This window comes from Variovorax sp. GW531-E2, from assembly GCF_059423125.1.
This window is the reverse complement of record NZ_JBWKXQ010000045.1, coordinates 1-19938: the sequence shown is the minus strand read 5'-3', so window position 1 is coordinate 19938 and position 19938 is coordinate 1. Positions and strand designations below refer to the sequence as shown.

Genomic DNA, 19938 nt, shown 5'->3' with positions numbered 1-19938 from the left:
GCCACGGGCCCGCGCTGCGGTTCATGCTTCTTTACGCACGCTCACGTTCGGCTCACGGACGCGTTACAGAGGCGCTCCACACTTCGTCTCACCCGCTGCCCTTTGGTGGCGGACTTCTTCGAAAGGAAGCGACTCTCATGATCTCTCTTCGCCAACGCATCGTCTGGGCCAGCCTGCTGGGTTCGGCCGCCCTCGCCTCTTCGGGTGCCTTCGCTCAGGCGCCGGCCGCCACCGCGCCGTCGAGCGCCGCACCCACGGCCGCCACGGCCCCCGCCGATGCCACCGCCGCACCCAAGGCGCAGCACAAGCGCATGGACCCGGCCCAGCGCATGGAGCGCATGAAGGAGCACCGTGCCAAGCGCCTGGCCGCGCTGAAGGACAAGCTCAAGCTCACCAGCGCCCAGGAAGGCGCGTGGAGCAGCTTCACCGAGGCCAGCCAGCCGCCGGCCGGTGCCGCCCGCCCGCAGCGCATGGACCGCGCCGAGTTCGCCAAGCTGACCACGCCCCAGCGCCTGGAGCACATGCAGGCCCGCCAGGCCGAGCGCAGCGCCCGGTTCGCCAAGCGCGCCGAAGCGACCAAGACCTTCTACGCCGCGCTGACGCCCGAGCAGCAGAAGACCTTCGACGCCGAGACCGCGAAGTTCGCGGGCCACGGCCATCGCTTCCATCGCGGTGGGCATGAAGGCCACCACGGTGCAGCGCCTGCCAAGAGCTGACGACCGGGCGGCCGGCTGAAGGGAGCCGGCCTCCAGGAAAGGGCAAAAAAAGCCCGCGATGCGCAAAGCATCGCGGGCTTTTTCGTGGACGCGTGCAGTCAGCGTTACTGCGGCGTGCCCGTCTTCTCGGTCGGGTTGGTCGGCACCGCCGGACGCTCGCCCGGCTGGCCGAAGCGCGGCTTCACGTGCTGCGTCTCGGCGCGCACCTCGGCGCGCGAGCGCTCGCCGGTGGGCGACGGCATCGCGTTGGGCTGGTGGTTCACGGTGGTGCTGGCTTCGCCCTTGGGTACCACGCTGTTGGCGTTGTTGCGGTTCTGCGCGCGGGCCTCGGCCTTCACGGCTTCGCGCGAGACGGGCATCGAGCTGTCGCCCGCCATCGGTTCGACGGGCGTCGGTTTCTGGGCCTGGGCGAGGCCCGCGCCCAGCAGGGCGGCGAGCAGCGCGGTGGGGATCGTCAGGCGTTGCAGGGTGGTCATCATGGAAAGCTCCTTTGCAGATGAAAAAAGGCACAAAGCCGAGCGCGTTGGCATCGGCTTTGAAACCACCGTAGGAGCCTCGTTTCGGGCGCTGTGTGGGGGTGCGGCAGGCCTGCCTGTAGGAGCCCGCCGCCCTTGCGTGAAAGGCACGCGAAGAAGGTGGCGCGTTCCTACAGTCGGCGCGGGCGCGGCCACGTACAACGGGAACACCGATGTCCTCCCCCATCACTTCCCCGCTGCCCGAGGCCGCTGTCGCCGCCGCACCGGCCTCGCTCAAGGTCATGACCGTGAACACCCACAAGGGCTTCACGGCGCTGAACCGTCGCTTCATCCTTCCGGAGCTGCGCGACGCGGTGCGCACCGTGGGCGCCGACGTGGTGTTCCTGCAGGAGGTGATGGGCACGCACGCGCGCCATTCGCGCACCGTGAACAACTGGCCGGAGGCGCCGCACTACGAATTCCTGGCCGACACCATGTGGCCGCAGTTCGCCTACGGGCGCAACGCGGTGTATCCGAAGGGGCACCACGGCAATGCGGTGTTGTCGAAGTTTCCGATCGTGCATTTCCGCAACCACGACGTGTCGGTGAGCGGCCCCGAGAAGCGCGGCCTCCTGCACTGCGTGCTGCGCCTGCCCGGGCGCACGGTCGACGTGCATGCGATCTGCGCGCACCTGGGTCTGGCCGAGGCGCACCGCCAGCAGCAACTGGAGCTGCTGTGCCACATCGTGCGCGACGAGGTGCCGGCCGACGCGCCGCTGATCGTGGCGGGCGACTTCAACGACTGGCGCGCCCGCGCGCACGACGTGCTGGCCGAAGGCGCGTCGCTGCGCGAGGTGTTCGTGCATGCCCACGGCCGCGCCGCGCGCACCTTCCCGGCGCGCCTGCCGTTGCTGCCGCTGGACCGCATCTACGTGCGCAACGCGGGCGCGCACGCGCCCGTGGTCCTGCCGCGCCGGCCGTGGTCGCACCTGTCGGACCATGCCCCGCTGGTGGCGGACATCGACCTGTGAGCAGCGAGGCCCCCATGCGCGACACCCCCGAGCGTGCCGGCCACTGGACCGGCGGCAACCGCATCGACCTGCTGGAGAACGGCGAGGAATTCTTTCCGCGCGTGTTCGAAGCGATTGGCGCGGCGCGGCGCGAAGTGATCATCGAGACCTTCATCCTGTTCGAGGACAAGGTGGGCCTGGCGTTGCATGCGGCCATGCGCGCGGCGGCGCAGCGCGGCGTGAAGGTCGACCTGATGATCGACGGCTTCGGCTCGCCCGATCTCTCGCACGCGTACCTCGAGAGCCTGGCCACGGCCGGCGTCAAGGTGCGCGTGTTCGACCCGGGCCAGCGCTTCCTGGGCCAGCGGCTCAACGTGTTCCGCCGCATGCACCGCAAGATCGTGGTGGTCGACGGCGAGCGCGCCTTCGTGGGCGGCATCAACTACTCCGAGGACCACCTGCTCGACTTCGGTCCCAAGGCCAAGCAGGACTACGCGGTCGAGCTGGCCGGGCCGATCGTGGCCGAGATCCACCAGTTCGTGCTGCGCGCGATTGCGGTCGGCGGCAAGGGCGTGGGCTGGTTCCGGCGAAGGCTGAAGCAGGCGCCGCCCGTGTCGCAGCTGCAGGCCGCAGCGGGCGAGGCCGACGCGATCTTCGTCACGCGCGACAACCGCCGCCACACCAACGACATCGAGCGCCACTACCGCGCCGCGATCCGCGCCGCGCGCGAGCGCATCGTGATCGCCAACGCGTATTTCTTTCCGGGCTACCGGCTCATCAAGGAGCTGCGGCGCGCGGCGCGGCGCGGCGTCGATGTGCGCCTCATCCTGCAGGGCGAGCCCGACATGCCCATCGTGAAGACGGCCGCCGGCATGCTGTACCACCACCTGCTGCATGCGGGCGTGCGCATCTACGAGTACTGCGACCGGCCGCTGCACGGCAAGGTCGCGCTCATGGACGACCGCTGGAGCACCGTGGGCTCGAGCAACCTCGACCCGCTGAGCCTGTCGCTGAACCTCGAGGCCAACGTGGTCGTGCGCGACACCGCGTTCAACAAGGTGCTGTGGGAGCGCATGGACCATCTCATGCAGCACAGCTGCAAGCAGATCGGCACGCACGACCTGGCCAGCGAATGGAGCGGCTGGCGGCTGGTGCGCAGCTTCTTCGTCTTTCACTTCTTGCGCTGGTACCCGTCGTGGCTCAACCGCCTGCCGCGTCACGCGCCGCGCCTGACGCCGGCCGAGGCGACCGATCTCATGGCGCAGCAGAAGAAGCGCGGCGACGAGGGCACGGCGCGCACGGAGACGGCATGAGCGCATCCCTGGCCCTCACGCACCGGCCCTGGTGGCCGTGGGCGCGGCGCGCGGCGATCTGGGCCTTCTTCGGCGCCATCGCCTGGCTGCTGCTGAAGCAGGCGCGCACCATCGACTGGGCCGAGGTGTTCGCCGCACTGCGCGCGCTGCCGGCCCTCACGCTGCTCGCGGCCGGCGCGCTGGCCGCCGCCAGCTTCGGGCTCTACAGCACCTACGACCTGCTCGGGCGCCACCTCACGAAGCACCGGCTCGGCGCGGGCACCGTGGTCGGCGTGACCTTCATCAGCTACGCCTTCAACCTCAACTTCGGCTCGCTGGTGGGCGGCGTGGCCTTCCGCTATCGGCTGTACTCGCGCCTGGGGCTGGGCAACGAGACCATCACGCGCGTGCTGGGCTTCAGCATGCTGACCAACTGGCTCGGCTACCTCGTGGTGGCCGGCGCCGCCTTCTGCTTCTGGCCGATGGCGCTGCCGCCCGACTGGAAGATCGACGGCGGCGGCCTGCGCATGCTCGGCGCGGTGCTGCTCATGGTGTCGCTGGCCTACCTGGCGCTGTGCGCGTTCTCCGATGGCCACGTCTGGCGCGTGCGCGGCCATGCGCTGCGCACGCCGAGCTTGCCGATGGCCTTGCTGCAGCTGGCGATGTCCTGCGTCAACTGGTCGCTCATCGGCGGCGTGATCTGGGTGCTGCTGCAGGGCGAGGTCGGGTATCCGCAGGTGCTCGCGGTGCTGCTGGTCGCCGCCGTGGCGGGCGTGGTCACGCACGTGCCGGCGGGGCTCGGCGTGCTGGAGGCCGTGTTCGTTGCGCTGCTGGCGCACGAGGTGCCCAGCACCCGGCTGCTGGGGGCGCTGCTGGCCTACCGCGCGCTGTATTACCTGCTGCCGCTGGCCGTGGCGCTCGTCGCTTACCTCGTCACCGAGGCGCGTGCACGGCGCTTGCGCGCGGATGCCGGCAACAACCACAACAAACGTTAAATATTGCCCGCAGAAAGCAATCGATCGGTGAAATGACGGTCAGGAATTGTTGCACTGCAACAATTTTCACTTTGCAGGCCTATAGTGGCCCTCTGTTCCCCTACGTGCCCTCTTCCCATGTCGTCCTTCAGTACCACCGCCCGCGTGGCCAGCCCGCTGATGCAATGGGTCGACCTGGCCCTCAAGACCCACGAGACCCTGCTGTCGTCCGGCACGGTGATCCGCATGCGCACCGAGCGCATCGCGAAGGCCGGGCTCACGCCCAGCGCCGCCGACCTCGCGGAATTTCATTTGATGGGCCACGAAAAGCTCGCCGCGGCGAGCGAGTCGGGCCTGGCGATGGCCCGGCAGTGGCACAGCAGCCAGGCCTCGCTGGCCCAGCGCGCGTGGCAGCAATGGCTGCAGGGCGCCACGGCGCTCTTCTCGCTGGCCGGCAGTTTCACGCCGGCGCAGGCGGCCACGCATGGCGACGCGCTCGTGCAGGCCACGGCGCGCGGTGCCAGCACGGCGGGTCAGCTCACGGGGGTGGCGGTGCGCATTGCGCGCGAAGGCCTGAAGCCGATCCACGCGGCCGCCACGTCGAACGCGCGGCGACTGCTGGCCGAACTGCAGGCCTGACGCCGCTGCGTTTCAGGGTTGCGCCGGGACCAGCGTCACCAGCGTGATTTCCGACGGCGCGCCGAAACGCTTCGGCGGCCCCCAGTAGCCGGTGCCCCGGCTCACGTAGATCCACATGTCGTGCAGCTTGTGCAGGCCGGCCGTGAACGGCTGCTGCATCGGCACGAACAGGTTCCACGGGAAGAACTGGCCGCCGTGCGTGTGGCCCGACAGCTGCAGCTGGTAGCCGGCCGCTGCCGCCACCGGCGCGCTGCGCGGCTGGTGCGCCAGCAGCACGCGCGTGTGCACCAGCGGCGGTGCGTCGTACAGCGCCAGGTGCGGGTCGCTCGCGTGCGCGGCGTCGAAGTGGCCGGCGGTGAAGTCGGTCACGCCGGCCAGCACCAGGGCGCTTTCGAACAGCTCTTCGTCGGTCTGCGCGCCGCGCACGTTGCGCGTCTGCAGCACCACGTGTTCATTGAGCAGCACCTTCAGGCCGAGGCGGCGCAGTTCGTCGATCCAGGCGTGCGCGCCCGCGTAGTACTCGTGGTTGCCCGTGACCACGAAAGTGCCGTGGCGCGCGCGCAGACCCGCCAGCGGCGCGATGTGTTCGCGCAGCTCGGGCACGCTGCCGTCCACCAGGTCGCCGGTGATTGCGATGGCGTCGGCACCGAGCCGGTTCACCGCGTCGACGATGCGCTGGATGTAGCCGTTGCGGATCGTCGGGCCCACGTGGATGTCGCTGAGCTGGGCGATCGTGAAGCCGGCCAGCGCCGCGGGCAGGCCGCGAATGGGCACGTCGACCTGCTTCACGCCGGCCGTGCGGCGCGCGTTGACGAAGCCGACCAACGACACGCCCGTGGCCAGCGCCAGCACTGCCAGCGCGCTCCAGGGCCCGACCTTGTTCCAGGGCACTTGCAGGCCGCCGAGCGCGCTCGCCAGCCAGGCCAGCAGCAGGCCGAGGTCGCGCACCAGCGTGAGCACGAACAGCGAGGAGAACCAGCCCATGCTGATCAGGCCGATCCAGTGCAGCGTTTCGCCCGCCGGCTTCGCCTTGCGGTCGGCGCGGTGGGTGCGCGCCACGAAGGGCAGCGGCATCGTGACCGCCGACACCGCCAGCAGCACGAGCGCCAGCGGCCACGCAGGCGTGAGCGACGCCAGCGCAGGCAGCAGGCGCAGCGCGATGTAGACGTGCAGCAGCGCGGTCAGGACGCTCAGGGGACGGATCGGCATGAGGACTGGGGGGACGCGGGCATCGCCCGGGACACGTCATCTGCAAGGCGCATGCCGCGCATTCAAGGCGTCGAAAGCTGCCGGGGTCGCTATTTTTTCTATAGCGCAGGGCAACCGGATAGCGGGCGTTGGGGCGTCGCGGGCGCGCCCGTTCGGCACCGCCCGCGGCGCGATGCCGCCTCGCTTACCGCACCGTGCGCGTGCCGGCCGACGCCATGTCGGTGCCCGCCGGCCATTCGAAGAGCGCCTTGGCCGGCGCACCGGGCGACACCAGCAGCGTTTGCTTCAGCGTCTGGCCGCCGATGCGAGCCTCCACTTCGTAGCGACCCGGCTCAAGCCGCGCCACCATGAACGGTCCGCCCGAGACCACGTTGTCGAGCAGCGCCGTGCCGTGGCTGTCGCGCACGGTGACGTGCACGCCGGCCGCGAAGTCGGCGCGGCGGCCGTCCTTGATCGCGAATTCGAAGCTCGCGGGCCAGCGCGGCGACACGGTTTCCATCAGCTGCGCCTCGTCCTGGCCGATGCCGCCGCTCATGTACTCGACGCCGTGCGCCATGAGGATCGGCGGGTTCATCGCGGCCTGGGCCGGCTGCGCCGAGAGCGCGCCGCCGAGCAGCACCAGCAAGGCGGCGCCGGCCGCCGCGGCCACGGGCCGGGCGTGCGAGAACAGAAACAGGGGGTTGGTGGTGAGAGACATCGGAGCCTTCCTTTCCGGGCGGTGGTGGCGACACGCCACGCAGGAAGGCACTGTGCCGGGCACGACTTAAGGAAGACTTAACTGCGCGCGGGCCGCAGCGGCCCGCGTCGGGTCAGCGCGCGGCGGTTTGTGCCAGCGCCTGGGGCAGCGGTGGTGCGACCGAGGCCATGTCGAAGTTCGACGGCCAGACGAACGAGGCGCGCGCCGGAATGCCGGCGATCACGACCAGTTGCTGCGTGAGCGTGAGCCCGCCCAGCGTCACGTCGACGTCGTAGGCGCCCGGTTCAAGTCGCGCGAGCATGTAGGGCGCCTGCGTCTGCACTTCCATCACCGTCTGGCCCGTGTACTTCTGGCGGATCTGGATCGCTGCCTTGGCCGGGAAACCCGCCTGCTGTGCGCCCTTGCCGTCGTTCACGCGCAAGTCGATGGTCGCGGCCCAGCGCGGCGCGACCATTTCCAGGAAGGCGGCTTCGCCCTTGGCGGCACCGCCGCACATGTATTCGATGCCCTGCGCGACCTGGATCGGCGGGTTCGAGAACGCATGGGCCGGCGACACGGCCACGAGGAAGGCCGCGGCGACCGATGCGGCGCCCAGAACCAGTGCAGCCACGGGCTGTTGGAAACGCTTGGGGTTCATTGCTCTGTGTGTCCTCGATCTTGCGTGACAGGAAATCCGTCAGGAATTTTGCTTAGCAAGAGTCGGGCTAGATATAGCGTTTACGAGGAAGCTTCTGCGTTGCGCAGGTGAATGCTATTGTTTTCATAGCTGGTGACGCCCGTGTGACGGGCGCCGGTCGCACTTTTCGGGTGTCTTTCATCGGAAACCCTGAGACGGGGCTCGCGGGCGCGCCGCGCACGAGCGCGTTTCGGGCCGTCGCCGGCCCCGCGGCCTGTGCTGAATTGGCAACAAAAGACGGAATTGGTGCGCAATTGACTGGGCATTCCCTAGCTATTGGAGGGCGGGCAAAGAAATTAGGCTCGGCGCTTCCTTTCAAAGCGCGCAAACCAAATGCTTCATTCAAATCGCCGATTCGTTTTTTTGCTGATGGGTTTGGGACTGGCCGCCCAGGCAAGCGCAGAGCAGCCGGTGCCGATCCGCATCGGCGTCATCGGCCCTTTCACCGGGCCGTCGGCCGATTTCGGCCTGCCCATGCTCAACGGCGTGAAGATGGCCGTCGACGAAATCAATGCCGTGGGCGGGTATCTGGGCCGCTCGCTCGAACTGGTGATCAAGGACGACCAGGCCAATCCGGACACCGGCCGCTCGCAATCCCAGGCCCTCGTCAATGAAAAAGTGGTCGCCACCATCGGCTTCTGCAATACCGGCGTGGCGATGAATTCATTGGCCGTTTTCAATGACGCGAAATTGCCGTTGATCGTGCCCTGCGCCACCGGCTCGCCATTGACGTCGACCTATCCGCCGGCCACGAGCTATGTATTTCGCACCTCGCCCAAAGACAGCATCCAGGCCCCTTTCGTGGTCGACGACCTGCTGGGGCGCGGCTGGAAACGGGTCGCCGTGCTGCACGACAGCACCGGCTACGGCGAGGCGGGCGCCAAGGATGTCGAGAAGGCGCTGGCGGCCAAGCACCTCAAGCCCGTGTACGTGGGGAGATTTCCGCTTGGGGTGAAAGACCTGACGAAGGAGCTGTCGGAGGCCAAGGCGGCCGGCGCGGACGTCATCTTCAGCTACACCGTGGGCCCCGAGAACGCCGTCATCGCGCGCAGCCGGCAGGCCTTGAACTGGAAGGTGCCGCAGGTCGGCGCCTGGACGCTGTCCTTCCCGTCCTTCATCGAGGGCGCCCGCGAAGCATCCGAAGGCGCGCTGATGGCGCAGAGCTTCATCGCCGAACCGAGCAACGAGCGGCGCTCGTCGTTTCTCTCCAACTACGCGCGCAAATTCAACACGAAGCGCATCCCGGTGCCGATGGCCGCCGCGCAGGCCTACGACGCCACCTACCTGCTGGCCCACGCGATGTTCAACGTGCCCAGCGGCAAGCTCGAAGGCCCGTTCATCAAGGCCGCGCTCGAGCAACCCAAGCGGCCCTACTACGGCGTGGTCACGACCTACGACAAGTCGTTCTCGGAAAACGACAAGGACGCGCTGTCGCCCAACATGCTGGTGATGGGCGTGGTGCGCAACGGGCAGATCAGCTTCGCGTACCCGGAGGACGCCAAGCGCAACCTGTTCGTGCAGCGCAAGCAGTAAGAGGAATCAAAAAAAAGGGGCGCTTGCAGGCGCCCCCTTGGTGAACAGCGCGACACCGCCCGGTGCCGCGCCATCGATCGATCGATCAGACGTCGATGTTCGCCGCGCGCAGCGCGTTCTGCTCGATGAACTCGCGGCGCGGTTCCACCTCGTCGCCCATCAGCATCGTGAACACGCGGTCCGCTTCGATCGCGTCGTCGATCTGCACGCGCAGCAGGCGGCGCACGGTCGGGTCCATGGTGGTTTCCCACAGCTGCTCGGGGTTCATCTCGCCCAGGCCCTTGTAGCGCTGGCGCGAGGTGGCGCGCTCGGCTTCGCCGATGAGCCACTTCATGGCCTGGCGGAAGTCGTCGACCTTTTCTTCCTTGCCGCGTTCGCCTTCGCCGCGCTTGACCAGCGCGCCTTCGGCGCTCAGCAGGCCGCGGAAGGTGTTGGCGGCCTGCGCCAGCGCGTCGTAGTCGGCGCCGTGCACGAAGTCCTGCGAGATCACGCTGGACTTGATGTTGCCGTGGTGGCGGCGGCTGATGCGCAGCAGCGGCTTGTCGGTGCGGGCGTCGAACTCGCTGCTCACCTCGGCCGGCACGCCGGTCGTGTTGAGCTCGCGCAGCTTGGCCTGCAGCGCGACGGCCGAGGCCTCGGCGGCGGCCGGCGTGTCGAGGTCGAGCGCGACGCCGTCGGCGATGGCGCGCAGAGCTTCGGCGTCCATGAAGTTGCGCAGGCGCGCAATCACGGCCTCGGCCACCTGGTGCTTGCGCGCCAGCTCGGCCAGGGTGTCGCCCGACAGCGTGGTCGAGGCGGCACCGCCGGTCTCGATGCTCGCGTCCTTCAGTGCAACCTTGAGCAGGAAGGCGTCGAGCGCGGGGCCGTCCTTCAGGTACTGCTCTTCCTTGCCGACCTTCACCTTGTACAGCGGCGGCTGCGCGATGTAGATGTGGCCGCGCTCGACCAGCTCGGGCATCTGGCGGTAGAAGAAGGTGAGCAGCAGCGTGCGGATGTGCGCGCCGTCCACGTCGGCGTCGGTCATGATGATGATGCGGTGGTAACGCAGCTTGGCGACGTTGAAGTCGTCCGCGCCGCCGCCCGCGGTGGTCGCACCGGCGCGGCCGATGCCGGTGCCCAGCGCGGTGATCATCGTCAGGATTTCGTTGCTGGTGAGCAGCTTCTCGTAGCGGGCCTTCTCGACGTTCAGGATCTTGCCGCGCAGCGGCAGGATGGCCTGGAACTTCCGGTCGCGGCCCTGCTTGGCGGAGCCGCCGGCGGAGTCACCCTCCACCAGGTAGACCTCGCACAGGGCGGGGTCCTTTTCCTGGCAGTCGGCCAGCTTGCCCGGCAGGCCCATGCCGTCGAGCACGCCCTTGCGGCGCGTCATTTCGCGGGCCTTGCGGGCGGCTTCGCGGGCGCGTGCGGCTTCGACGATCTTGCCGCAGATGATCTTGGCGTCGTTCGGGCGCTCCTGCAGGTAGTCGGTCAGCAGGCGGCCGACGATGTCTTCCACCGGCGCGCGCACTTCGCTGGACACCAGCTTGTCCTTGGTCTGGCTCGAGAACTTGGGCTCGGGCACCTTCACGCTCAGCACGCAGCACAGGCCTTCGCGCATGTCGTCGCCAGTGACTTCGACCTTCGCCTTTTTCGCGAACTCGTTCTCTTCGATGTACTTGTTGATGACGCGGGTCATCGCGGCGCGCAGGCCGGTGAGGTGGGTGCCGCCGTCACGCTGGGGGATGTTGTTGGTGAAACAGAGGACCTGCTCGTTGTAGCCGCTGTTCCACTGCATCGCCACTTCGACGCCGATGTGCGTGCCGGGGATGCCGCCGTAGGTGTCGGCCGGCTTCTCGCCCGCGGCGTAGAACGAGTTCGGGTGCAGGACGGTCTTGCCCTTGTTGATGAACTCCACGAAGCCGCGCACGCCGCCGGCGCCGGAGAAGTCGTCTTCCTTGCCGGTGCGTTCGTCGAGCAGGCGGATGCGCACGCCGTTGTTCAGGAAGCTCAGCTCGCGCAGGCGCTTGGAGAGGATCTCGTAGTGGAAATCGTTGTTTTCCTTGAAGATTTCCGTGTCGGGCAGGAAGTGCACCTCGGTGCCGCGCTTGTCGGTGTCGCCGATGACCTTCATGGGCGAGACCTCGAAGCCGTTCACGGTTTCGAGCAGGCGGTTCTGCACGAAGCCGCGGCTGAATTCGAGTTCGTGGATCTTGCCTTCGCGGCGCACGATCAGGCGCAGCTTCACGCTCAGCGCGTTCACGCACGAGACGCCCACGCCGTGCAGGCCGCCCGAGACCTTGTAGCTGTTCTGGTTGAACTTGCCGCCGGCGTGCAGTTCGGTGAGCGCGATTTCAGCGGCTGAGCGCTTGGGCTCGTGCTTGTCGTCCATCTTCACGCCGGTCGGGATGCCGCGGCCGTTGTCGGTGACGGAGATCGAATTGTCGGAGTGGATCGTGACGACGATGTCGTCGCAATGGCCCGCGAGCGCTTCGTCGATGGAGTTGTCCACCACTTCGAACACGAGGTGGTGCAGGCCCGTGCCGTCGGAGGTGTCGCCGATGTACATGCCCGGGCGCTTGCGCACGGCTTCCAGACCTTCGAGGATCGTGATCGCACCTTCGCCGTAGCTGGAGTCGGCGGGGACGCCTTCGGGCGCCACGATCTGGATTTCGGGGGTATAGACCGGCTCGGTGTGCGGCACGTCGGGCTTGTTCTCTTCTGCACTCATTCGGATATTCCTCTGTCTCTCACGGGTTTCCCGTGATTTTTCGGGCTCTCAAAAGCTCAATTCGCCGCCTCTTGAAAGCGCAAACCCGCGGGGGGCCGCGGGTCGTGTGCGCAAGGCGCTGTGTTTTCCAGGGTCTAGATGCGCATCGGCATCACGACGTACTTGAAAGATGCGTTCTCGGGGATGGTTAACAAGGCCGAGCTGTTGGAGTCGGCCAGGTCCAGCTTGACCATGTCCTGGTCCATGTTCGACAGCGCGTCGATCAGGTAGGTGACGTTGAAGCCGATCTCGATGCTGTCGCCGCCGTAGTCGATGTCGAGCTCGTCCTGGGCTTCTTCCTGCTCGGCGTTGTTCGACGCGATGCGCAGCGTGCCCGGCTCGATGTTCAGGCGCACGCCCTTGAACTTCTCGCTGGTCAGGATGGCGGTGCGCTGCAGGCTGGCCAGCAGCGGCGCGCGGCCCAGCGTGACGGTGTTCTTGTGGTTCTTGGGAATCACGCGGTTGTAGTCGGGGAACTTGCCCTCGACCAGCTTGGTGACGAACTCCATGCCGCCGAAGCTGAACTTGGCCTGGTTGTTCGCAAACTGCATCTCGATGGCGCCTTCGGCGTCGGACAGCAGGCGCTGCATTTCGAGCACGGTCTTGCGCGGCAGGATCACTTCCTGGCGGGGCACTTCGACGTCGAGCATGGCCGACGAGAACGCCAGGCGGTGGCCGTCGGTGGCCACCAGGCTCAGTTGCTTGCCTTCGGCCACGAACAGGATGCCGTTCAGGTAGTAGCGGATGTCGTGCACGGCCATCGCGAACGAGACCTGCGAGAGCAGGTCTTTCAGCGTCTTTTGCGGCACGCTGAACACGGGGCCGAAATTGGCGGCTTCCTGCACCAGCGGGAAGTCTTCGGCGGGCAGCGACTGCAGCGTGAAGCGGCTCTTGCCGCCCTTGAGCACGAGCTTGCTGGCGCTCGATTCGAGGCTCACGGTCTGGTCGGCCGGCATGGTGCGCAGGATGTCGATCAGCTTGCGCGCGCCGATGGTGGTCGTGAAGTTGCCCTCGCCGCCGCCGAGCTCGGCGGTGGTGCGGATCTGGATCTCGAGGTCGCTGGTGGTCAGCTGCAGCTGGCCGCCGGTCTTGCGGATCAGCACATTGGCCAGGATCGGCAGGGTATGACGCCGCTCCACGATGCCGGCCACCGACTGCAGCGCGGCAAGAACTTTGTCTTGGGTTGCCTTCAAAACGATCATGTCTTCTTCCTCTTCTCTTATCTCTTTGAATCAGCTTTCAGGACGCCATTCTCCGCTGTCGCGAGGGGCGTTCTTGATGACATTCGGCTTCAGCCTTTGAGGGTCTGTTCGAGGACGTGCAGCTGCTGGTTGAGTTCGGTGAGCTGCTGGCGCTCGCCCGAAATCTTTCGCACTGCGTGGAGCACCGTCGTGTGGTCGCGACCGCCGAACAGCTCGCCGATTTCCGGCAGGCTCTTCTGCGTGAGCTCCTTGGCCAGGTACATCGCGATCTGCCGCGGCCGTGCAATGCTGGCCGGGCGTTTCTTGCTGTACATGTCGGCGACCTTGATCTTGTAGTAGTCGGCCACCGTCTTCTGGATATTTTCGACCGAGATCTGCCGATTCTGGATCGACAGCAGGTCGCGCAGCGCCTCGCGCGCCAGGGCGATCGAGATCTCCTTCTGGTTGAAGCGCGAGTACGCCAGGATCTTGCGCAGCGCGCCTTCGAGCTCGCGCACGTTGGAGCGCACGTTCTTGGCCACGAAGAAGGCGACTTCCTCGGGCATTTCGGTGCCTTCGACGCGGGCCTTGTTGATCAGAATGGCCACGCGCATCTCGAGCTCGGGCGGCTCGATCGCCACCGTGAGGCCCGAATCGAAGCGCGACACCAGCCGCTCGTGGATGTCGGCCAGCCCCTTGGGGTAGGTGTCGCTGGTCATCACGATGTGCGACTTCTTGGCCAGCAGGGCCTCGAAGGCGTTGAAGAACTCTTCCTGCGTGCGGTCCTTGTTGGCGAAGAACTGCACGTCGTCGATCAGCAGCAGATCGAGCGAGTGGTAGCGTTCCTTGAACTCATCGAAAGTCTTGCGCTGATAGGCCTTGACCACATCCGACACGAACTGCTCGGCGTGGATGTAGAGAACTTTGGAATCGGGCCGGTCGGCCAGCAGCCGGTTACCCACAGCGTGCATCAGGTGGGTCTTGCCCAGGCCGACGCCGCCGTAGATGAAAAGCGGGTTGTACAGGTGGCCCGGCATGCCGGCCACGTGCATGGCCGCGGCGCGCGCCATGCGGTTGGCCGTGCCCTCGACCAGGGTGTCGAACGTGAGCCCCGAATTGAGCCGGTTCTTGAAGCCGGCGGCCGCCGGTTCCTCGCCCGGGCCGGCCACGTCGCGCGGCACATCCGTTTCGGCCATGATGGCCATGGGTGCAACACGGACGGGGGTTTCGCGAGGAGCGAGCGCTAACTCGATGGTGACCGGCTGGCCGTACATCTTCTCGGCCATGGCCGCGATCTTGCCCGCGTACTGGGCCCGAATCCAGTCGAGCTTGAAGCGGTTGGCGACGAACACCGTCATGCGCGAAAGGTCGTCGGCGACCTGCGCGGTGAGGGGCTTGATCCAGGTGTTGAACTGCTGCTCGGACAGCTCCTGCGCGAGCTGGTCGACGCAGGCCTGCCACAGGCTTTCGCCGATGCCGTCAGTCGACATGGGCGCTTGAAAAAGTGATGGAACCCTCGGGCATTTCTTGTATAGGTATTGTGGATATTCTCTGCTGGAAGGCGCCGGGCATTCTAACTTGTCAAAACCTTATCCACATGCTGCGCTGCACATGGAAAGGCCCGCAAATCCAGTCGAAGATTGTTCCGGCGGCCAATGTTTGCGATAATTGCGGGTTTCCCTGAAAAGCCTTCACAGCGTCTTTCGGGGGCCATCCGAAACTCGCTCCCCCAGCGCTCGCCGGGTTTTTGCATGCCTTCATGCGGAAACCGGCGCAAACAGGGAATCAGGAAACCATCATGAAACGCACTTACCAAGCATCCAAAGTCCGCCGCGCCCGTACCCACGGCTTTCTGGTCCGCATGAAGACCCGTGGCGGCCGCGCCGTGATCAACGCACGCCGCGCCAAGGGCCGCAAGCGCCTGGCCGTCTGACGGCACCCCACCTGCCGTTGTCAGCCGCCGACACGTCCGCGCAGGCTCCTGCAGCCTCTGCGCCTGGCCCCGCCAGCAGCGACGTCCGCGGCCCGGCTTCCTTGCAGCGGCTCAAGACCCGCGCGCAATTCCAGGCCGTCCTCGCAGGTGCCACCGTGGCGCGCACTGCCCATTTCGCATTGCACCGCTGTGCGCTCGATGTTTCCCCATCGGGCGCCGCTTCGCTGTTTCCGTCCGATGAGGTCTGGCTGGGCGCCATGGTGCCCAAGCGCTGGGCACGCCGCGCGGTGACGCGCAACGCCATCAAGCGCCAGATCTACGCCGTGAGCGCCGCGCCCGGCGTCGTGTTGCCGCGTGCCGCGCACGTGGTGCGTCTGCGCGCCGGTTTCGATCGCAAGGCGTTCGTGAGCGCCTCCTCGGACAAGCTCAAGGCCGCCGTGCGCGCCGAGCTCCAGCAATTGCTGGCGCGCGCCGGGCGTCCGCCGGCACCGGCTGCCGCCTCCCCCGCACCTGCCTCCGCATGAAACGCCTGCTGATCGGCCTCGTGAAGGGCTACCGCCTGCTGCTGAGCCCCTGGCTCGGGCAGTCGTGCCGCTTCACGCCGACCTGCTCCGTGTACTCGATCGAGGCGCTGGAAGTGCACGGAGCGCTCAAGGGCAGCTACCTGACTCTGCACCGCATCGCGCGCTGCCAGCCTTGGTGCCAGGGCGGCCACGATCCGGTTCCACCGAAATCTCAGCGTCGCACTGACAAGTCAGGATCGCTGTTTTCGTCTCTTCTCTCCTCCGACAAGAAGTCTTCGTCATGAACGATATCCGCCGCACGATCCTGTGGGTGATTTTTGGTTTCTCGCTCGTGCTGCTGTGGGACCAATGGCAGGTCTTCAACGGCAACAAGCCGACCTTCCTGCCGTCGACCAAGCCCGCCGCCACGGCGCCGGCCACGGGCAGCGCTGCCAACAACGGCGTGCCGACCGCGGCTGCCGCAGCCGGCGGCACCGCGGGCGCCGTGCCCACGCAGGCGGCCCCGGCCGCGCCGCGCGAGCAGGTCGTGGTGACCTCCGACCTGTTCAAGGCGACGATCGACAGCGAAGGCGCCACGGTCAACCACCTCGAACTGCTCAAGTACGACGAAGCCGACCGCACCAAGCGCGTCGTGCTGTTCGAAAACGGCTCGCCAGCCACGCGCTACGTGGCGCAGACCGGCCTGCTGAACCCCGTCGCCGGCGACGCCTTCCCCAACCACCTGACGGCCATGACGCCCAAGGCCGGTCCGCGCACGATGGCCGACGGCCAGAACACGCTCGAAGTGAGCTTCGAAAGCGCCCCGGTCGGCGGCCTGAAGTACATCAAGACCTACGTGTTCAAGCGTGACGACTACGTCATCGGCGTGCGCCACGAAGTGGTCAACGTGAGCGACCAGCCGCGCGACGCGCAGCTGTACATGCAGCTGCTGCGCCACGGCACCGTGGCCGCCGGCACCATGTTCGGCACCAACACCTTCACCGGCCCGGCCGCGTACACCAACGAGAAGAAGTTCCACAAGCTCGACTTCAAGGACATCGCCAAGGGCAAGGTCGAGCCGCCGCCGCCGGCCAACGACGGCTGGATCGCGATGGTGCAGCATTACTTCGCGTCGGCCTGGCTGCTCAAGGGCGACCCGGCCAGCGAACAGCTGCGCCGCGAATTCCGCGTGAAGGACCTGGGCGACAACCTCTTCACCGTGGCCATGGTCGCCACGCTGCCGAAGATCGCCCCGGGCGCCACGCAGGTCGTGAACAGCGCGCTGTTCGCCGGCCCCGAAGAAGAAAAGAAGCTCGAAGCCATCGCCCCCGGCCTGGACCTGGTGAAGGACTACGGCATCTTCGCGATCATCTCCAAGCCGCTGTACTGGCTGCTCACGCAGCTGCACGGCATCCTGGGCAACTGGGGCTGGGCGATCGTGGCGCTCGTGGTGCTGCTGAAGGCGGCCTTCTACTGGCTCAACGCCAAGGCCTACGCCAGCATGGCCAAGATGAAGGCCATCAACCCGAAGATCATGGAAATGCGTGAGCGGCTGAAGGACAAGCCGCAAGAAATGCAGCAGGAAATGATGCGGATCTACAAGACCGAGAAGGTCAATCCGATGGGCGGCTGCTTCCCCATCGTGATCCAGATCCCGGTGTTCATCGCGCTGTACTGGGTGCTGCTGTCGTCGGTTGAAATGCGCCACGCCCCGTGGATCGGCTGGATCACCGACCTGTCGGCACCCGATCCCTGGTACATCCTGCCGATCGTCATGACGGCCACCTCGCTGTTCCAGACCTGGCTCAACCCGACGCCGCCCGATCCGATGCAGGCCAAGCTGATGTGGATCATGCCGCTCGCGTTCAGCGTGATGTTCATCTTCTTCCCGGCCGGCCTGGTGCTGTACTGGATCACGAACAACGTGCTGTCGATCGCGCAGCAGTGGTTCATCAACAAGCGACTGGGCGTGCTCGGCAAGTAAGCCCGCCGGCCTCCGCCACCCGCAAAGGGCCGCATCCGCGGCCCTTTGCTTTTTGCTGAAAGAATCGCGCTGTCATGACCCTCGCCCGCACCACCGATCCCATCGTCGCCATCGCCACCGCCCCGGGGCGCGGGGCGGTCGGCATCGTTCGCGTGTCGGGCGCCCGGCTGGCGCCGCTGGTCCAGGCGCTGTGCGCCCGCGCCCTCAAGCCGCGCGAAGCCACCTACCTGCCCTTTCGCGATGCGCAAGGCGAGCCGGTCGACCACGGCCTGGCGATCCATTTCCCGACGCCGCATTCCTACACCGGCGAAGACGTGCTCGAACTGCAGGCGCACGGCGGCCCGGTCGTGCTGCAGCTGTTGCTGTCGCGCTGCCTCGAGGCCGCGGCCGAAATCGATCCGGCCACCGGCCGCCCGCGCCTGCCCGGCCTGCGCGTCGCCGAGCCGGGCGAGTTCAGCCAGCGCGCCTTTCTCAACGGCAAGATCGACCTGGCCCAGGCCGAGGCCATCGCCGACCTGATCGACGCCAGCACCGAGGCGGCCGCGCGCAGCGCCGGGCGCTCGCTGTCGGGCGCCTTCTCGCGCGAGATCCACACGCTGCGCGATGCGCTGATCCACCTGCGCATGCTGGTCGAGGCCACGCTCGACTTCCCCGAGGAAGAGATCGACTTCCTCCAGAAAGCCGACGCGACCGGCCAGCTGCAACGGCTTCAGGCGCAGCTGGCCGCCGTGCAACAGCGCGCCAAGCAAGGCGCGTTGCTGCGCGAAGGCATCAAGGTGGTGATCGCGGGCCAGCCCAACGCCGGCAAGAGTTCGCTGCTCAACGCGCTGGCCGGCGCCGAGCTGGCCATCGTGAGCGCCATCGCGGGCACCACGCGCGACGTGGTCTCGCAGACCATCCAGATCCACGGCGTGCCGCTGCATGTGGCCGACACCGCCGGCCTGCGCGACAGCACCGACGAGGTCGAACAGATCGGCGTGGCGCGCGCCTGGGGGCAGATCGAAAGCGCCGATGCCGTGCTGTTCCTGCACGACCTCACGCGCGCCGGCCAGCCCGACTACGCCGCCGCCGACGCCGAGATCCTGGCCGGCCTGCAGCGCAAGCTGCCGGCGAGCGTGCCGGTGCTCGATGTGTGGAACAAGCAGGACGCGGCGGGGTCGGCCGCGCCGCCGTCCGAAGGCATCGCCCTGTCGGCCAAGACCGGTGCGGGCATCGAGGCGCTGCGCGACCAGCTGCTGGCAATGGCCGGCTGGCAGGCCGTGCCCGAGGGCGTCTACCTGGCGCGCGCACGCCACGTCCAGGCACTGGCCCGCGTCGAGACGCACCTCGCGCTGGCGGCCGCCCACCTGGCGGCGCAGGCCCAGCTGCTCGACCTGCTGGCCGAGGAGCTGCGGCTGGCGCAGAACGCGCTCAACGAGATCACCGGCGAGTTCGGCGCGGACGACCTCCTGGGGGTCATCTTTTCGCGCTTCTGTATCGGGAAATAGCGACACATGCGTGCGCTTCGCTGGTGAAAGCGTAAACAGTTGTAGCCGAACCTCGGGGCCTTCGCGGATACTTCGGATCACTTGCGGGGGTCGAGAAAAACATGTCCATCCAGAACCTGAGCCGCTCCATCGCGGAGAACCTGAGCGCCGACGCGTTCGCGCTGACCTTGAGCGTCGCGCAGTGGGACACGCTCGCGGGTTATCTGCAGCCCATCGAGACCGGTGTCGGCGACGTGCTGATCTCCCAAGGCACGCACGACCGCTCGGTGTTCTTCGTCGAAAGCGGCGCCATCAGCGTGCACCGCGTCAGCAGCAAGGAACAGATGCGCCTGGCCGTGCTGTCGCCGGGCTCGGTGGTGGGCGAAGGCTCGTTCTTCTCGCGCGAGCCGCATGCGGCCAACGTGGTGGTCACCGGCGCGGGGCGCGTGTGGCGCCTCACGGCCGTGCGGTTCTCCGAAATGTCGAACCGTCAGCCCAACATGGCGCTGGACATCGCGATGGCGCTCGGCGCCGTGATCGCCAAGCGCATGGCGCACCGCTCCAAGCGGGTGGCCGTCACCTGAGTCGAGTGGAGCCTTCCGGCTCGCCGCGCGCTGCCAGCCGCCGCACAACAACAAGAACAAGTCTTCGTTTCCGATCCCGAGAATTGCTGGTGAGCCATGGCCTTGATCTGCCCGGTCTGTGACGCGGACAACCGCGAGGGTGCCAATTTCTGCAGGAACTGCGGTGGCCGGCTGTCGGCCGCCGACCGCGTGCCGCCCCCGGCGCCCAGCCCTGCCGACCGCGAATGGGCCACCACCGCACCGGCCCAGCTGCGCGCGCCGACCATTCCCGCGCCGCTGTTCGACCCCGCCGAGTCGAAGCGCGCGTCGTCGCCGGCGTCCAACGGCTGGAGTCCCGAGC

At 67.3% G+C, this 19938-nt stretch carries 20 protein-coding genes; 13 read left to right on the top strand and 7 right to left on the bottom strand.

Annotation, left to right across the window (positions count from 1 at the left end; translation table 11 throughout):
- Positions 1–137: 137 nt before the first annotated feature.
- Positions 138–716, top strand: a complete 579-nt coding sequence (locus tag AC07XP_RS22710) for a Spy/CpxP family protein refolding chaperone (protein WP_369645728.1) — start codon at positions 138–140, stop codon at positions 714–716.
- A 104-nt stretch (positions 717–820) separates the two neighbouring features.
- On the opposite strand, the gene AC07XP_RS22705 is transcribed toward AC07XP_RS22710, so the two are convergent.
- Entirely contained in the window at positions 821–1195 is a 375-nt protein-coding gene (locus AC07XP_RS22705; protein WP_307695332.1) for a serine/threonine protein kinase, read from the bottom strand.
- A gap of 209 nt (positions 1196–1404) precedes the next feature.
- Between AC07XP_RS22705 and AC07XP_RS22700 the strand changes: the two genes are divergently transcribed.
- The 4 genes from AC07XP_RS22700 (at position 1405) to AC07XP_RS22685 (ending at position 5086) form a co-directional block, all read left to right on the top strand.
- Entirely contained in the window at positions 1405–2202 is a 798-nt protein-coding gene (locus tag AC07XP_RS22700; protein WP_062480435.1) for an endonuclease/exonuclease/phosphatase family protein, read from the top strand.
- Positions 2203–2216: 14 nt separating this feature from the next.
- Entirely contained in the window at positions 2217–3494 is a 1278-nt protein-coding gene (gene clsB, locus AC07XP_RS22695; protein ID WP_159274228.1) for a cardiolipin synthase ClsB, read from the top strand.
- Positions 3491–4468, top strand: a complete 978-nt coding sequence (locus AC07XP_RS22690) for a lysylphosphatidylglycerol synthase domain-containing protein (RefSeq protein ID WP_495265931.1) — start codon at positions 3491–3493, stop codon at positions 4466–4468. The genes clsB and AC07XP_RS22690 overlap by 4 nt, the downstream gene beginning before the upstream one ends.
- 117 nt (positions 4469–4585) lie before the next feature.
- Positions 4586–5086, top strand: coding sequence for a polyhydroxyalkanoate granule-associated phasin (locus AC07XP_RS22685; RefSeq protein WP_307582449.1), 501 nt, complete (start codon positions 4586–4588; stop codon positions 5084–5086).
- Positions 5087–5098: 12 nt separating this feature from the next.
- On the opposite strand, the gene AC07XP_RS22680 is transcribed toward AC07XP_RS22685, so the two are convergent.
- The 3 genes from AC07XP_RS22680 to AC07XP_RS22670 all read right to left on the bottom strand — a co-directional run bounded on the left by AC07XP_RS22680 (position 5099) and on the right by AC07XP_RS22670 (position 7629).
- The gene (locus AC07XP_RS22680; protein ID WP_495265930.1) at positions 5099–6295 is read right to left on the bottom strand and encodes a metallophosphoesterase; all 1197 of its coding nucleotides are present in this window, start codon (positions 6293–6295) and stop codon (positions 5099–5101) included.
- Positions 6296–6479: 184 nt separating this feature from the next.
- Positions 6480–6992: a hypothetical protein gene (locus AC07XP_RS22675; protein WP_369630742.1), complete on the bottom strand. Its 513-nt coding sequence runs from the start codon at positions 6990–6992 to the stop codon at positions 6480–6482.
- A 112-nt stretch (positions 6993–7104) separates the two neighbouring features.
- Positions 7105–7629, bottom strand: coding sequence for a hypothetical protein (locus tag AC07XP_RS22670; RefSeq protein WP_070063968.1), 525 nt, complete (start codon positions 7627–7629; stop codon positions 7105–7107).
- Positions 7630–8037: 408 nt separating this feature from the next.
- On the opposite strand from AC07XP_RS22670, the gene AC07XP_RS22665 reads away from it, so the two are divergent.
- Positions 8038–9201 carry an ABC transporter substrate-binding protein gene (locus AC07XP_RS22665; protein ID WP_495265929.1) on the top strand — a complete coding sequence of 388 codons (1164 nt, stop codon included), beginning with the start codon at positions 8038–8040 and terminating at the stop codon, positions 9199–9201.
- A gap of 85 nt (positions 9202–9286) precedes the next feature.
- Here the strand turns inward: AC07XP_RS22665 and gyrB are convergent, their stop codons facing one another.
- The 3 genes from gyrB to dnaA all read right to left on the bottom strand — a co-directional run bounded on the left by gyrB (position 9287) and on the right by dnaA (position 14618).
- Positions 9287–11908 carry a DNA topoisomerase (ATP-hydrolyzing) subunit B gene (gene gyrB / locus AC07XP_RS22660; protein ID WP_062480420.1) on the bottom strand — a complete coding sequence of 874 codons (2622 nt, stop codon included), beginning with the start codon at positions 11906–11908 and terminating at the stop codon, positions 9287–9289.
- Between the two features lie 134 nt (positions 11909–12042).
- A complete protein-coding gene (dnaN, locus tag AC07XP_RS22655) occupies positions 12043–13149 on the bottom strand; it encodes a DNA polymerase III subunit beta (RefSeq protein WP_495265928.1) in 1107 nt (368 codons plus the stop codon).
- A gap of 89 nt (positions 13150–13238) precedes the next feature.
- On the bottom strand, positions 13239–14618 hold the full coding sequence (gene dnaA / locus AC07XP_RS22650) for a chromosomal replication initiator protein DnaA (protein ID WP_062480418.1): 1380 nt from the start codon (positions 14616–14618) through the stop codon (positions 13239–13241).
- A 308-nt stretch (positions 14619–14926) separates the two neighbouring features.
- Here dnaA and rpmH point away from each other — a divergent pair, with 308 nt between their 5' ends.
- The 7 genes from rpmH to AC07XP_RS22615 all read left to right on the top strand — a co-directional run.
- Complete coding sequence (rpmH, locus tag AC07XP_RS22645) at positions 14927–15061, top strand: 50S ribosomal protein L34 (RefSeq protein ID WP_007834827.1); 135 nt, start codon at positions 14927–14929, stop codon at positions 15059–15061.
- 101 nt (positions 15062–15162) lie between these two features.
- Positions 15163–15585, top strand: coding sequence for a ribonuclease P protein component (locus tag AC07XP_RS22640; RefSeq protein ID WP_062480416.1), 423 nt, complete (start codon positions 15163–15165; stop codon positions 15583–15585).
- Entirely contained in the window at positions 15582–15869 is a 288-nt protein-coding gene (gene yidD / locus AC07XP_RS22635) for a membrane protein insertion efficiency factor YidD (RefSeq protein ID WP_056574909.1), read from the top strand. Before AC07XP_RS22640 ends, yidD begins: the two co-directional genes overlap by 4 nt.
- Positions 15866–17548 carry a membrane protein insertase YidC gene (gene yidC, locus AC07XP_RS22630; RefSeq protein ID WP_095948401.1) on the top strand — a complete coding sequence of 561 codons (1683 nt, stop codon included), beginning with the start codon at positions 15866–15868 and terminating at the stop codon, positions 17546–17548. Before yidD ends, yidC begins: the two co-directional genes overlap by 4 nt.
- A gap of 74 nt (positions 17549–17622) precedes the next feature.
- Complete coding sequence (mnmE, locus tag AC07XP_RS22625) at positions 17623–19035, top strand: tRNA uridine-5-carboxymethylaminomethyl(34) synthesis GTPase MnmE (RefSeq protein ID WP_495265927.1); 1413 nt, start codon at positions 17623–17625, stop codon at positions 19033–19035.
- A gap of 101 nt (positions 19036–19136) precedes the next feature.
- Positions 19137–19598, top strand: coding sequence for a Crp/Fnr family transcriptional regulator (locus AC07XP_RS22620; RefSeq protein WP_095948399.1), 462 nt, complete (start codon positions 19137–19139; stop codon positions 19596–19598).
- A gap of 96 nt (positions 19599–19694) precedes the next feature.
- A partial coding sequence (locus AC07XP_RS22615; protein WP_495265926.1) for a zinc ribbon domain-containing protein occupies positions 19695–19938 on the top strand: 244 nt, incomplete at its 3' end.